Here is a 14,227-nt window from a genome sequence, read left to right as displayed (position 1 = left end):
TCGCTAGAGCCGAGCTTCGCTGCACGTCTCCACGATCCTCTCATCAAGTCGCACGAACGGCAGGTCACGGCTTCAGCCGTTGAGGCCACGTCTACAACCCTCTTGGGACTCTCCTTAAGCAACAAAGGGCACGCATCGCTGCGTGCCCTTCGCCGTTCTATCTTGCAATCAAGCTACTCTGCCTACTTACTCCGCGGCCGCGAGAACCTCTTCCCGCACCTCTTCGTCCAGCACGGCATCCAGCGGCGTCTGCGGCAGCGCTACTCGCAGCACATCCTCGAACACCGTAGCGTAGTGGATCGTGACATCCCCGATCTGCTCCGCGGTCAGATCCTCCTCCACGTTCGACTTCACGTCGATCGGAAGGATCACATCGCGAACCCCGGCACGCTTGGCCGCAAGGAACTTCTCCTTGATGCCGCCAACCGGCAGGACATTACCGCTCAGCGTAATCTCACCCGTCATCGCGAGCAGCGGGCGGACTGGTTTGTCCGTCAGCAGGCTCACCAAAGCGGTAGCCATCGTGACACCGGCGCTAGGGCCGTCCTTCGGAATCGCACCGGCCGGCACATGGATGTGCAGATCGAGGTCCTTCAGCACGTCCTCATCGAGCCCGATCTTTGTTGCATTGGAGCGAACCCACGTCAACGCAGCCTGGATGCTCTCCTTCATCACATCGCCCAGCTGGCCGGTGATCGTGAAGCCGCCCTTGCCCTTCATCTTGTTGGCTTCGATGAACAGCACATCGCCGCCCGCAGGAGTCCATGCAAGTCCCACAGCCACGCCCGGACGCTTGGTGCGCTCGGCGATCTCCGTATCCACGCGTACCTTAATGCCGCCCAGGAACTCGTGCACCACTTCAGGCGTGATCACCAGCTTCTCCCCCGGCTTCAGCACACCCTCGGCAACCTTGCGAGCCGTCTTACGGCACACCGTACCGATGAGCTGCTCCAGCCGGCGAACACCCGCTTCCCGCGTGTAGTGCCGCGCAATCAGCGCCACCGACTCCGTAGGAATCTCAATCGACTCCTCCGTGATCCCGTTCTCCTTAATCTGGCGCGGAATCAGATACCGCTCCGCGATATTGATCTTCTCCTCCTCGGTATAACCCGTGAGTTCGATGATCTCCATGCGGTCCAGCAGTGGTCCGGGAATCGTGTCCAGCTGGTTGGCTGTGCAGATAAACAGCACCTTGCTCAAATCGAACGGCTGATCCAGGTAGTTATCGCGGAACGTATTGTTCTGCTCCGGATCCAGCGTCTCCAGCAGGGCCGACGCCGGGTCTCCGCGGAAGTCGCGGCCCAGCTTGTCGATTTCGTCCAGCATGAATACCGGATCCTTCACCTCAACCCTCTTCAGGTGCTGGATGATCTGTCCCGGCAGCGCTCCAATGTACGTGCGCCGATGCCCGCGGATCTCCGCCTCGTCATGCATGCCACCCAGCGAGATGCGTGAGAACTTGCGCCCCAGCGCCTTCGCAATCGACCGCCCCAGCGAGGTCTTACCCACGCCCGGAGGTCCGACAAAGCACAGGATCGGTCCCTTCATATCCGGCTTCAGGCGACGCACGCTCAAGTAGTCGAGGATGCGCTCCTTCACCTTCTTCAGGCCATAGTGATCCTCGTCGAGGATCCCCTTCGCCTTCGCAATATCGACCTCACCCGCCGAGGTCTTCGCCCACGGCAGCACCGCCAGCCACTCGACGTAGTTGCGCGTCAGCGAGTAGTCCGCTGCCGCCGGATTCATACGGCCCAGCCGGTTCAGCTCCTTCAGCGCTTCCTTCTTTACCTCGTCGGGCATGCCTGCGGCTTCAATCTTGTCCTTCAGCTCCTGGACGTCCTTCTGGGTCTCGTCAACCTCTCCAAGCTCCTTCTGGATCGCCTTCATCTGCTCGCGCAGATAGAAATCCCGCTGCGATTGCTGGACCGAATCCTGCACCTCGCTCTGGATCTTGTTGCGCAGCTGCTGAACCTCAAGCTCCTTGGCCAGGTGGCTGTTGATCGCCTCCAGGCGCCCCTTCACATCGCCCATCTCCAGCAACGCCTGCTTGTCCAGGGTCGAGAGAAACGGCAGGCTGCTGGCCACAAAGTCCGCCAGCCGCGAGGGCTCCTCGATGTTCAACGCAATCGTCTGCAGGTCGTCCGACAGCGTCGAGCTCGACGACACTATCTCCTGGAACTGAGCCAGCACGTTCCGTTGCAGCGCCTCAAATTCTGGCGTCTTCTCGGGCTGAATCTCCTCCAGCACCTCCGACTCCGCCGTTAGGAACGGGTCCGACTGCGTGAACTGCCCAAGCCTGACACGCTCCGTGCCCTCGGTAAACACAAAGAGGCTCTGGTTCGGCATCTTCACGACCTTGTGCACGGTCGCGCGGGTGCCGACCAGGTGCAGGTCTTCGCCCTCTGGCGAATCCTGGCGCGCATCCTTCTGCGCCACCACCAGGATGGTCTTGTCCTCACCCAACGACTGGATGAGCTGGATGGAGCTCTCGCGCCCCACGGTCAAAGGCAACACGGCGTGCGGGAATAACACCGTATCCCGCACTGGAAGAACGGGATACGAGCGACCCTGGCCATCCGATCCGGACTTCTTCGGAGCTCCGGGCTGAATCACACTTACGAAATCACTTGGCATCTTGAGTCAACCTCTATCAACTTTCTTGAATAGGATGCACTAGACCCGGTCCAGGTCGCAACCAGCTTCTCTGGCTCCTACACTCCGGCAGCGCGTCGAGGTTCCGCTCGATGCGGCCAACCACGCCTCAGATCACACAGATAGGACGTTATCGGCTCCCGATGCGTCCCGAGCAATTCTTTTTCTTTTCGCAGACCATCGCAACTCATAATGGATTCGACCGCCCAACCAGTTCGCGGTTCAAGCCTGAACCAGCCCTTCCACCACTGAATCAACCCGCGCCGGCTCTGCAACTTGGCAGCCCGCGTTGCCATGCGGAAGCGGAGCCGTTAAGCTTAGGAGGGTTTCCCCGTGCGGGGGTGGTGAAATGGCAGACACGCAGGTCTTAGAAGCCTGTGCCCGAAAGGCGTGAGGGTTCAAGTCCCTTCTCCCGCACCAAATTCAGCCGCATCTCGAGCACTCGGCAAGACCGCCGCCCCACAGCGGCCGTTCGCCGCGTCTCGCATCCCGAATCTCGTATCTGTACTTGGAGCCCCATGAGCCAGACCCTTCCCCAGCCCGACCAGACCCGCGTCACCCTAGCCAAGACCCCCGACTTCCGCGACTCCTACGCCAACTCAGTGCAGGTGCGCCTCTCTGTGTGGGACTTCCAGCTGGTCTTCGGAACCCTCGAGCAGACCGCCGCCGACGAAGTTCAGATCTCGAACTTCCAGGGCATCTACCTCAGCCCCCAGCAGGCCAAGGCGCTCCACAGCGTCCTCAGCCACAATCTCGCGCAGTACGAGCAGACCTTCGGCCCCATCTCGCTCGAGAACCCCCGCCCCGGCGAACCTCGCTTCAACGGCGGCCCCGTCCACTAGCCCGCGCTTCCTCGGCGGCTGCGCGTTGCTGCCGCGAACATACGGCTGCGATCCCTCCACCGAGGATCGCAGCCGTATTCTTTAACCATCATCCGAATCGGAACGAATCAAACGAATCAAACGAATCCACGCCGAGACCCGCACGTGCCCGTAGCGCCCCGCCCCAACCTCTCGTTACGCCACGACCGCGCCGGCTGGAACGGCCCCGCGCGCCGTCTCGCAGCACTGCCCACGCCGGCGCTCTTCCTCCTCGCCTACGCAGCCGTCGCACTCGCGCACCTCACTCTGTTGCGCCTTCCCTACTTCTGGGACGAAGGCGGCTACTACATCCCCGCCGCGCTGGACTTCTACCACCATGGCGCGCTCATCCCCACCTTCACCAACGCCCATCCTCCCCTGCCCAACGTCGTACTCGGCACGTTATGGCACGTCACCGGCCTCAGCATCCTTGCGACGCGCCTCTGCGCCTGCGCCTTCGCTGCCGCCGGCCTAGTCGCGACCTTCCGCCTCGCGCAGCGCCTCCTCAGCCCTGCAGCAGCCTGCGCCGTCACGCTGCTCACCGCGGTCTATCCCATCTGGTTCGCGCAAAGCTCCATGGCCCACGCCGACATCTTTGCCGCCGCCTTAACCCTCTGGGCCCTCGCGATCTACATCCCCGCCCGCACCCAAAACCTCATAGCTCGAAACCTCGTCGCTCGAAGCTCAACAGAGCCCCTCGGCCTTACAGTCGCCGCACTCTTCGCCCTGGCCGCCCTGGCCAAAGAGACAGCCATCGTGATCCCCGCAGCGCTCGCCGCCTACGAGCTCACGCTCCTGCTCCGCGACCGCCGCAACCGCACCCAGTCCCTCGGCTGGAGCGCCGCCCTCAGCTTCCCGCTCCTGCCCCTGCTCTCCTGGTACGCCTTCCACCACGCCCGCACCGGCTTCACCTTCGGCAATCCCGAGTACCTCCGCTACAACGCGACCGCCAACTTCACCCTCCGCCACGTGCTCTACGCCATGTGGCAGCGCTTCCTGCACCTCACCTGGCAGCGCAACCTCTGGCTGCCCATCGTGCTCGCAGCCGCATGCTTCCTCCTGCCGCAGCGCCCTCACGACGAAGCCCCTGACCTCCCTCACACCGCGTGGCACATCATCGCGGTCCTGCTCGTCGCGCAATGGCTCGCCTTCTCCGTGCTCGGCGGAGCTCTCCTCACACGCTACCTCCTGCCCGCGTTCCCACTGGTCCTCATCGCCTGCGTCAGCATCTGGCAATCCCGCACCGCGCGCTGGCCCTGGCTCGCCGCCGCAACCGCGGCAGCCTTCATCGCCGGCTGGTGGCTCAGCCCACCCTTCGCCTTCGCACCCGAGGACAACCTCACCTACCGCGACATGGTCGTCGTCCACCAGGAAGCCATCGACTACGTCGCGACCCACCTTCCCGGAGCCACCGTCCTCACCGCCTGGCCCGTCACCACCGACATGAACAAGCCCGAGCTCGGCTACGTGACCACGCCGCTCAAGGTCGTCGCTGTCGAAGACTTCACGTTACCCACGATGCTGCAGACCGCGCAGGACCCCGGCCGCTTCGACGCCGCGATCATCTTCTCGCGCCACTACGCTCCACCCGCGCTGCAGCAGTACTGGGCGACGCATCCCAACAGCCGCCGCGGCCGCGAGTTCGCCGAAGGAGCCGACCTCAAGCCCCGCGAAGTCGCCGCCCTCCTCGGTGGGACCGTCCTCTGGCAGGACGACCGCAATGGCGAGTGGGCCGCCGTCCTCCACTTCCCGCGCAGCTACGAGGCCCGCCTCCGGTAGCAGAACAGCTACACTCCCACCATGCGCCCCGAGCTTCTCCTCGCATCGCTCCTGACTCTCGTCGCGCCCGCGGCCCAGGCCCAGTGGCAGATCCTCGACGCACACACCACCGCCGACCTCCGTGGCATCGACAACGTAGGCCACGGCATCGTCTGGGCCTCAGGCACGCAAGGCACCGTCCTCCGCAGCCTCGACGACGGCAAGTCCTGGATCACCTGCACCACACCACCCAACGCCGCCAAGCTGGACTTCCGCGGCATCCAGGCCTTCGACGCTAATACCGCAATCATCATGTCCAGCGGCAAAGGCGACCTCTCCCGCCTCTACAAAACCACCGACGGCTGCGCCACGTGGAAGCTGTTGTTCACGAATCCTGACAAGGACGGTTTCTTCGACAGCGTCACGCGAGAGTCTTCCACGGATCAAACGTCTGCGGACATGCTGATCGTCGGCGACCCTGTGCAGCACGCGTTCACCCTTTTTACTCTGAGAGTTCCGCTCCCCGGGAACGCTGCTCCAACGCTCGTTCCCTTTCCTGCGCCCGCATGTCCGCATCCCCCGCGATTGCAGCTAGCCCCTACAACCGATACGTGCCTGAGTAGGGTGCCACAGTACCGAAGCCCAATCCCCCGCGACGGAGAGAGCCTGTTCGCCGCAAGCAATTCATCGCTCGCGACCGACCCCAAGGCGTGGTATCCGAACATCGCGTTTATTACCGGTGGACCGCATGGCGCGCGATTTCTGCAATACCGGGGCACATCGTGTGGCGGAATGGGATGCGAAGAATGGATCGTCGCGGACCTTCCCCTCGCTTCAGGCGACTCGGGCGGAGCCTTCAGCATCGGCATTACCGGCGAGCCGCTGTTTCGCGGAGTCATCGTCGGGGGAGACTATAAGAAGCCCGATACGTCGACTGGAACCGCCGCCTTCACCGAGGAGAGCGGCAAGAACGCCCTCGAAGAAAACGTCGGTCGAGTGTGGCTAGCTTCCTCTACCCCACCCCACGGCTACCGCAGCGCCGTAGCCTACGACGCCTCCACAAAAACCTGGATCACCGTAGGACCCAACGGCACCGACATCTCCACCGACGATGGCCGCAACTGGCAAGCGCTCCTGCCGTCACTCGGCGAAGCCGCAGATACAGCCCAGCACTGGAACGCCCTGTCCCTGCCCTTCGTCGTAGGCCCCCACGGCCGCATCGGCAAGCTCCGCGAAGACGCTCTCCGTCGACCAACGCACTAACCGCTAAGGTCTATTCAGCTACTCTGCTGTTCTGCTATTCAGCTGTTCTGCTCAGTCCCTTCCGATAAATCCAAGCATCCAGCCCCCGCGAGTAGAAGTTCTTCGCCTCGCCCACGCGCGCGAACCCGATGCTCTCGTAGAACCGAATCGCACCCGCGTTGCCGGCAAACACATGCAACACCATCGCAGCGCATCCCGCCTCGCGAGCGTCCTGCTCCAGTCGCTCCATCATCAGCCGCGCAACACCACGCCGCCGCTCCTGCGGCGTCACATCCAGCGTGACCACATAGCCCAACAACTCCCTGCGAACACGCTCCACCTGCAGCACGGCGAAGCCACTCATCCTCGCACCACGCTCCGCGATGACGACACGCGCAAACTCATCTTCCACGGCCTGCTGCATCATCGCGCGAGAGAAACGAAACGGCTCCTCGAAGCACACCACATCGAGCGCATACATCGCGTCGAGGTCCTCCTGCCGGAAGCCTCGCAATGTGATCCCAGGCGCAGCGCTCATAGTCTCGGATACGATAGACATATGTCGAATCTCAGCACGCTCCGACGCCCCCACCATGCCGTCCTGCGTGCGCTTATCGAAATCGCGTTCATCATCTTCCTGTTCTATTCGAACCTGCTGATGGGCGAGTACACCCGCAGCGCGGGCAAAGGCAAGACGCTCATCGCCGCCTTGGAAGACGTCGTAACAACCCATAACTTTGAGATCGCGCTGATATCCGCAGTCATCGGCTATCTGGTCTTTGAGTATCTTCGCTCGCGTTCATAACTCAATGCGGAGCTAAACCGCCACTGTGAAGGTCGTCTCGCTGCGCGTCACCTGGCGATACAGCGTGTCGCGCTCGAATGGCACACGCCCAGCCTCGGTGATGAGGCGCTCGAGATCGCGGCGTCGCAGTCCCTGCGGCGTGCTCGCGCCCGCATCATGGTAGATCTTCTCTTCCACCACCGTGCCATCGATGTCGTCCGCGCCAAACCGCAGCGCGATCTGCGCCATCTTCGGCGTCACCATCTGCCAGTAGCTCTTGATGTGCGCAAAGTTATCCAGCAACAACCGCCCCACCGCAATCTGCCGGATATCCAGCATGCCCGTCGACTTCGGCAGATGCTGCAACGCCGTATGGTCCGGATGGAAGCTCAGCGGGATGAACGTCTGGAACCCACCGGTCTCATCCTGGATCGCACGCAGCTTCAGCATGTGGTCCACGCGGTCTTCTTCGTTCTCGATGTGCCCATACAGCATCGTCGCATTGGAGCGCAGCCCAGCCTTGTGTACCAGCCGCGCCGTCTCCAGCCACTCCGAGCCATCGATCTTGTGATCGCAGATAATGTGCCGCACGCGGTCCGCAAAAATCTCCGCGCCACCGCCGGGGCACGAGTCCACACCCGCCACCTTCATCCGCTCGATGATGTCTGCAATGGTCGTCTTCGCAATCTTCGCGAAGAACGCAATCTCCACCATCGTGAACGCCTTCAGGTGCACCTGCGGGTAGCGCACCTTCAGCCCCGCAACCAGGTCCATGAAGTACTCGAACGGAAGGTCGGGATGCAGGCCGCCAACGATGTGGAACTCTGTCACGGCCTCGGTAAGACCCTGACCCGCCGTCTCCCACGCCTCTTCCAGCGCCATCGTGTACGTGTCGGCCTCACCCTTCTTGCGCCCGAAGGCGCACAGGCGGCAACTCGCCACACAAACATTCGTGGGGTTGATATGGCGGTTGACGTTGAAGTACGTCACGTCCCCATGCAGGCGCTCGCGCACCAGGTTCGCCATCCATCCCAGCGCGAGGATATCGCCTGTGCGATAGAGAGCCAGCCCATCCTCATAGCTGAGGCGTTGCCCCGCTTGCACCTTCTCCGCAATGGGTTCAAGCGCCTTGTCGTCGGTCTGGAAAGAGTGCCTTGGCTTCGAGGAGATCGCAGCGAGTGCCATGCCCCTATTTTAGACCTCCTCGAAGCTCCACACTCTCCAGAACCTCGCTAGCGGCCAGTGCCTGCTGCGGGGGTTACCGCTTCGGCAAACTTGGACTCAATCATCTTCGGCTGCACCACCACGCCGTCGTACAGTGACGCCCCCACCAGATGATCGCCCACAGGCCGCACAAAACGCAGCGGCCAACCTGTATCCCAGAAGCTGACATGGTAGTTCGGCAGCCCCGCAGAGAACACGAACGGAGAGTTTGCCGCCGTCACCAGCACGCGATGCCCTGCGTCGTCCGCATAGATGTTGTCCACCTGCGTCACGAAAAGATTCGGGATCGTCCTCCACGTGCCGCCGAAGTCGGTGGAGTAATAGACCCCCTCGCGCCCGCCGACCCACAGGTTGCCCTTCTCGTCGATCGCAATCGCGGCCACCATGGTCAGCTCCGCCGGCAAGGCGATGGCGTCCCACGTAGCGCTGTCATCCATCGAAAGCGCCATGCGCTTCAGGCTCGCCGCCAGCACCATCTTCTGGTGCACCGCGACAAAGCGCGAGTCCGGCATCGTCAAGGACGCAACCGGCCTCCATTCGCGACCCATCGCATCGCCCACCATTACGCCATCGCTGGTCCCCGCATAGACGGAGTGGTCCGTAGCCACCAACGAGTACACCGCGCTCTCCACGCGACGAGGAGCAGCCGCGCGTGCGGTTGGCCGAGCCACAGGACGTCGCGCCGCCGGCTTCTTGCCGCCGCGTTTAGCCTGCGCCACCGGTGCAGGTTTCTTGACCACCGGAGGGTCTGCCGCCGGAGAGTCGTTAGCCGGCGAACCCACGCCTACATCCGTCCAGGAATCATCCGCCAGCCGGTAGATGCCATGCGCCGTGCCCGCCAGCATCGAGCCGTCGCCTGCAGCCGCCAGGCTGAAGATATCGCGCCCAGCCAGTCCGTCGGACTCCTGCTGCCAAGTCACGCCGCCATCGGTGCTCTTGAACACCCCACCGTCGCTCTTGTCATTCACCAAGCCGATGTACACGGTCGACCCCGACAGGTTCGGCGCGATCGCAACCACCTGCCGGTTACTGAAGCCCTTGTTCGACGCCGAAAAACTCACACCACCATCGACGCTCGAGAGCACCCCGCCACGATCGGTTGCAATCAGCACATGGTTCGATTCCGTTGGGTCAACCCACACGTCGTTGACGATGATGTCGGCGCCCGTCATGCGGTCCCAGTGCTGCCCGCCGTCGATCGTCCGATACAGCCCCTCGGTCGTCCCCGCAAACACCGTGTCGCGATTGTTCGGGTCCTGCCCAAGCTTGCGCGTGCGGCGCGCCGTCGAGGGAATTCCCTGCACTTTCGTGAAGCGCTTGCCCAGCTCGCGCGAGTTGGGCTCCGCTCCGCTCACGCTCTTGTAGATTCCCGAACAGGCGCTCGCATACACCACCTGCGGGTCCTTCGGGTCGACGATGATCGAGAAGACATCCGAGTCGTCGATGATGCCTTCCTTGATGTTGACCCAGTGCGCTCCGCCGTCGGTCGTCTTCCATGGCAGGTGCCATGTCCCGGCGTAGATCACGTTCGGGTCGTTCGGGTCGACCGCCACCGATTCGACCTCATGTAGCTCGGTTGAACCTTCAGGACTGATCAGCGTCCAGTGTTTGCCGCCATCCGCCGAGCGATAGACGCCCTTCAGCGTGCCCGCAACCAGATCTTCAGGGCTTGAAGGCGCCCGGCCCAGCGAACGCACCGACTGGCCACTCAGCTGCGCCTGCTCATACCAGGTGCGACCCGCATCTTCGCTGATGAACAGTCCACCGTCCGGCGTGTCCTTGGAGTAGGCCGCAACCAGTAGCCGCCTCCCCTCACGAGCATCAACCAGAATCTCGTCGATCACCAGGTCATCGCGCTTGGCAATGTGCGCGATCCGCTCCCAGGTGCTGCCGCCGTTGTCGGAGCGATAGATCCACCCGCTATCCGTGCCCATAAACAGCCGCTTCGGATTGCTCGGATCCGAGGCCAAACTGCGCGCGTCGCCGCCATAGGGTCCAAGCGGAAACCACGACGCCGCATGCGCCGCACCCGCGACAAACGTACCCAAGAAACACACTGCTGCGCCCAACCGGCGCCAACCCGTCCCTGCCATCTGTCCCGTTTTGCTGAACCTCTCCGATACAAGGTTACCTTGATCGATGCCGCTCGTATTGCGGCTGGGGTTCAGTCGTCCCTTTCTCGCTTGGTTCAACCGCCTGCGGCCGCATGGCCTGCGGTACATCCTGCTGCTGAGAGAACGTAGCCTTCCTCCGTTTGGATGCAGGGAAACGGGTTTGCATGAGAGCAAACTTCCGGAAACCTGCTTCCTCTCTCCCACAAATAGCAACAGCCGGCGGGAGTCCCGCCGGCTGTTGCCTTTGTCCGTAGAAGACTACTTCTTGTGGTGGTGCTTCCTCATCGGTGGCGCCGTGCGAGGAATCGCCTTGACCGCAGTCTCGTCGACCGGGGTCAGACCCGTGGTGTCGAAGGTAGCGCCAGTCGGGATCAGGGTCGTCGCCGAGCTCTTGGTGCCGGCAGTGCCGGTGTACACCGAGATGCGCGATGCGTCGATTCCCTTATCCGTGACCAGGTATTCCTTCTCGTTCACGGCACGTTCGGCAGCCTTGTGGTCAGCCATCTTCTCGTCTGGAGCAGAGCTGCCGACGATAGCCAGCTTGGAGCTCGAGTCCTGCTGAGCGGCCAGCGCGATGTCATCGAGGCAGGCCTTCGCCTCGTTGTCTACGCGGGTGGGACGCTTCATGTCACGATCGAACGAGATCGAGCAGAGGCTCTTGGTGCTAGGAGCCTGCGGAGCCGGCGGAGCCTGGACCATGACCGAGGTCTGGGCCGAGGCCGTCTGAGCCTTGTCGTCCACAACGTTGCAGGTCACCGTGATGGTGCCAGGCGCAACGCCTGTGGTCGCCAGGGTCGCCGTCGACGTGCTGCCGTTGATGGAGCCGGCAGTCGCCGAGTAGCTATAGGTCAGAGGACGATTCTGCGGGCTCATGCCGCTCGCAGTGATGGTCGAGGGATCACCCGGCATCACGGTCGAGGGGTTGGCCGAGCAGCTCACGGTCGGCGGCTGGAAGGCCGTCACAGTGAAGCTCGTCGAGCAGTCCGCCATCTGGCCGGGCTTGTTGCCCTCAGAGACGTGACCCGTCACCTTGTAGGTGCCGGCGGACAGAGCCTTGGTGTCGATGCTGGCTACGTTCGAAGTGCTCGAAACCGGACCCGCATCGCCCGCCCAGCTATAGGTCGGGGTCTTCTTCGGGTCGAGCATCGACGCCGTGCCGGTCACCGTCACCACGTCGCCGGGGTAGATGGTGCCCGTCGGAGCCGTAACCGAGCAGGCATACTGCACGGGCGGCGGCGGGATGATGTGGCCGAAGTGCACCAGCAACCCGGTCGAGAGCTCAGCCGCGCCGACATTCGCACGTCCGCCCAGCCAGGGAGTTCCGGTCACAGGGATCGAAGCGGTCGGGCCAAAGTCCTCGTGGAAGTAGCGGTAGTCAGCCTGGAACAGGCGCAGACCGAAGCGGTGGTTGAAGAACGGCAGGTCATAGTCCATACCGCCGCCCACAACCAGGGTCGGGCCCCAGCGATAAGGCTCGTGCTCGAAGGTCGCGGGATTGTCGCTGTTCGGGCCAGCCACATAAGCGGCGCCAGCCAGCGCATGCGCGAAAAGCGTGAAATTCTGCATGGGAGCGCGGAAGATCGGGCCGGCCTGGTAGCCGTAAACCGAATCGTTCTGGCCATTCGGGTGGGCCGCACCCGAAATCTCAGCACCCACATACTTGTTGAAGTAGTAAGCGCCGCTCAGGTAAGCTCCCTCGTCCACCGACGAGTAATTGATGTTGGCAGGCTTAACCGAGCCGTGCGCACCGTAATACGAGTAGCCCGCAAAAATATCGATCCGCGAAGGATTGGGACCGGTTGCTGCGGACGGCGCGGTCTGCGCGCTCAGGCTAGCAGCCCCCAAGCTGACCGCACATACGGCCAGCGCTTGCCAGCCGATACTGCGAAGATGGCGTTGAGACATTCGACAATCCTCCACTGAGTGAAACGTGTTCCTGTAAATTGTTCTGCGGGTTCCCCTTACGTCGGTCCCGCTATTCGATCGGTTGATTTCCACAAAAGTGTACAGCAGTTGATTCAAGTATGCGGAACAAAATTGCAGTCGTACGCAACAATCTTGATCCATCCAACGCTGCTCTGCATGGACGTAAAACCATGAGCGCAGCGAACTTCGTTGTGACCGGAACAAGCCTTCCCAGACCCGCCCGGAGCCCCTGTCAAGTAAGGTTCAGCGTCTGGCGGATTGTTCCCCGGCTCGCCTGAATCTTTTCCTGTAGAAGCGTAATCGCGTACAGCAGTTGCTCGGGACGTGGCGGGCATCCGGGAACATAGACATCCACCGGAATTACCTGGTTCACGCCCTGCAGCAATGCGTAGTTATTGAAAACTCCGCCCGACGTAGCGCAAGCGCCCATCGAGATCACCCACTTCGGCTCCGGCATCTGCTCATACAGCCTGCGGATCACCGGCGCCATCTTCTGCGACACCCGTCCGGCGACGATCATCAGGTCGCTCTGCCGGGGGCTGGGGCGGAAAACCTCCGCGCCGAAGCGCGCGATGTCATAGCGGGACCCACCCATAGACATCATCTCGATCGCACAGCACGCCAGGCCAAACGTCATCGGCCAGATCGAGTTCTTACGGACCCAGTTGATCGCCGCATCCACGGAGGCGAGAACCACGCCCTCGGGCTGGTCGGAGCCCCAGTTAACCTCCTGCACCTTCTCGCGGTTCATCCCGAAGCTCTCGAGATTGCCGAAAAGGTACCGGTCCTTGAGCGGCGAAGGCCGTCCGTTCGTTGTCGTCTGTTCGAAATCGGTGCTCATGCCATCAAGTATACGGAGCGATGTGGCCATCTCCGTATGCAAATCCTCCGGAACGGGCGTTTGCTTTCCGCGCAAACGCTCTTCCTACATCAACCGCGTATGTTTCATCCGATGCACGCTGATTTCAGTCGGTTGGTCGGGATGCACACGGAATTTTTATCGTAGCCAACCCTTTTGCCGCCGAGAACCCCTTTGGAACCTCCAACGTTAACCTCAGACGCAGTGAAACCAGCTCCCCCAGCTTCGTCGGCGCCCTTCCCTGGGCCACCTCATGCGGCGTCGATTCCAGGTGCGACGCCACCGCCGCGGCCATGCGCCACTGGTCCGCCGTCCCCGGAACCAGCGTCGCATCGAGGATGCGCACCTCTCCCTCCGGCTGATCGATCGTCAGCCGTCCCAGCTCGCTCATTGCGCCGGCATCGTTCTTCATCAGCCTCGGATACAGCTCCAGCATCCTTCGATAGGCCGCATCGGATCCCGCATAGCGGAAATGCCGCGGGTTCCACGCAATCGCATCCTGCGCCCGAAATGCAAAGTCCGTCGAAATCAGCAACGGATTCGGCGAGAGATATGGTGGCGTCGCCAGTTCCGCCCAGTCGTGATCTCCCCACGACCCAGCCGACGGTACGACCCGCACGATCCATCCCGGGGCCAGCGCCTGTACCACCAGCTTCAGCCCTCCGCCCGGCCCCAGCGCAAAGACTTGCTCGAAGCTGTGCCCCTCGGTGACCTGAGTCTCGATCCTCACCTGCGAGCAATCGGCGCTGACCTTGGCGGGTGGCGGCGTACCGCACCAGGCAGGCGGTACCGATCCCATCGACAACAT

11 protein-coding genes and 1 tRNA gene are annotated in these 14,227 nt (G+C 62.5%); 5 read left to right on the top strand and 7 right to left on the bottom strand.

Annotation, left to right across the window (positions count from 1 at the left end):
• Positions 1–186: 186 nt before the first annotated feature.
• On the bottom strand, positions 187–2,634 hold the full coding sequence (gene lon / locus AC5E6W_RS21335) for an endopeptidase La (protein WP_491754363.1): 2,448 nt from the start codon (positions 2,632–2,634) through the stop codon (positions 187–189).
• A gap of 353 nt (positions 2,635–2,987) precedes the next feature.
• Here lon and AC5E6W_RS21330 point away from each other — a divergent pair.
• The 4 genes from AC5E6W_RS21330 to AC5E6W_RS21315 all read left to right on the top strand — a co-directional run bounded on the left by AC5E6W_RS21330 (position 2,988) and on the right by AC5E6W_RS21315 (position 6,533).
• Positions 2,988–3,072, top strand: a tRNA-Leu gene (locus tag AC5E6W_RS21330).
• A 98-nt stretch (positions 3,073–3,170) separates the two neighbouring features.
• Positions 3,171–3,494 (top strand): DUF3467 domain-containing protein, encoded by a 324-nt coding sequence (locus tag AC5E6W_RS21325; RefSeq protein WP_491754362.1) that lies wholly within the window; start codon positions 3,171–3,173, stop codon positions 3,492–3,494.
• A 144-nt stretch (positions 3,495–3,638) separates the two neighbouring features.
• Positions 3,639–5,291: a glycosyltransferase family 39 protein gene (locus AC5E6W_RS21320; RefSeq protein WP_491754361.1), complete on the top strand. Its 1,653-nt coding sequence runs from the start codon at positions 3,639–3,641 to the stop codon at positions 5,289–5,291.
• Positions 5,292–5,312: 21 nt separating this feature from the next.
• Positions 5,313–6,533, top strand: a complete 1,221-nt coding sequence (locus tag AC5E6W_RS21315; RefSeq protein ID WP_491754360.1) for a WD40/YVTN/BNR-like repeat-containing protein — start codon at positions 5,313–5,315, stop codon at positions 6,531–6,533.
• Positions 6,534–6,567: 34 nt separating this feature from the next.
• Here AC5E6W_RS21315 and AC5E6W_RS21310 read toward each other — a convergent pair whose 3' ends face one another.
• Positions 6,568–7,071, bottom strand: coding sequence for a GNAT family N-acetyltransferase (locus AC5E6W_RS21310; RefSeq protein WP_491754359.1), 504 nt, complete (start codon positions 7,069–7,071; stop codon positions 6,568–6,570).
• Here AC5E6W_RS21310 and AC5E6W_RS21305 point away from each other — a divergent pair, their 5' ends adjacent.
• A complete protein-coding gene (locus tag AC5E6W_RS21305) occupies positions 7,072–7,317 on the top strand; it encodes a hypothetical protein (RefSeq protein ID WP_491754358.1) in 246 nt (81 codons plus the stop codon).
• A gap of 12 nt (positions 7,318–7,329) precedes the next feature.
• Here the strand turns inward: AC5E6W_RS21305 and mqnE are convergent, their stop codons facing one another.
• From mqnE to AC5E6W_RS21280, 5 genes are all read right to left on the bottom strand, one after another.
• Positions 7,330–8,481 carry an aminofutalosine synthase MqnE gene (mqnE, locus tag AC5E6W_RS21300; protein WP_491754357.1) on the bottom strand — a complete coding sequence of 384 codons (1,152 nt, stop codon included), beginning with the start codon at positions 8,479–8,481 and terminating at the stop codon, positions 7,330–7,332.
• 47 nt (positions 8,482–8,528) lie between these two features.
• On the bottom strand, positions 8,529–10,577 hold the full coding sequence (locus tag AC5E6W_RS21295; protein WP_491754356.1) for a WD40/YVTN/BNR-like repeat-containing protein: 2,049 nt from the start codon (positions 10,575–10,577) through the stop codon (positions 8,529–8,531).
• A 315-nt stretch (positions 10,578–10,892) separates the two neighbouring features.
• The gene (locus tag AC5E6W_RS21290; protein WP_491754355.1) at positions 10,893–12,539 is read right to left on the bottom strand and encodes an OmpA family protein; all 1,647 of its coding nucleotides are present in this window, start codon (positions 12,537–12,539) and stop codon (positions 10,893–10,895) included.
• Between the two features lie 253 nt (positions 12,540–12,792).
• The gene (locus tag AC5E6W_RS21285) at positions 12,793–13,401 is read right to left on the bottom strand and encodes an NADH-quinone oxidoreductase subunit B (protein WP_491754354.1); all 609 of its coding nucleotides are present in this window, start codon (positions 13,399–13,401) and stop codon (positions 12,793–12,795) included.
• 124 nt (positions 13,402–13,525) lie between these two features.
• A complete protein-coding gene (locus tag AC5E6W_RS21280; protein ID WP_491754353.1) occupies positions 13,526–14,218 on the bottom strand; it encodes a hypothetical protein in 693 nt (230 codons plus the stop codon).
• Positions 14,219–14,227: the final 9 nt, after the last annotated feature.

It is taken from the genome of Bryocella sp. (genome assembly GCF_058498515.1).
This window is presented reverse-complemented; position numbering and strand designations above follow the sequence as displayed.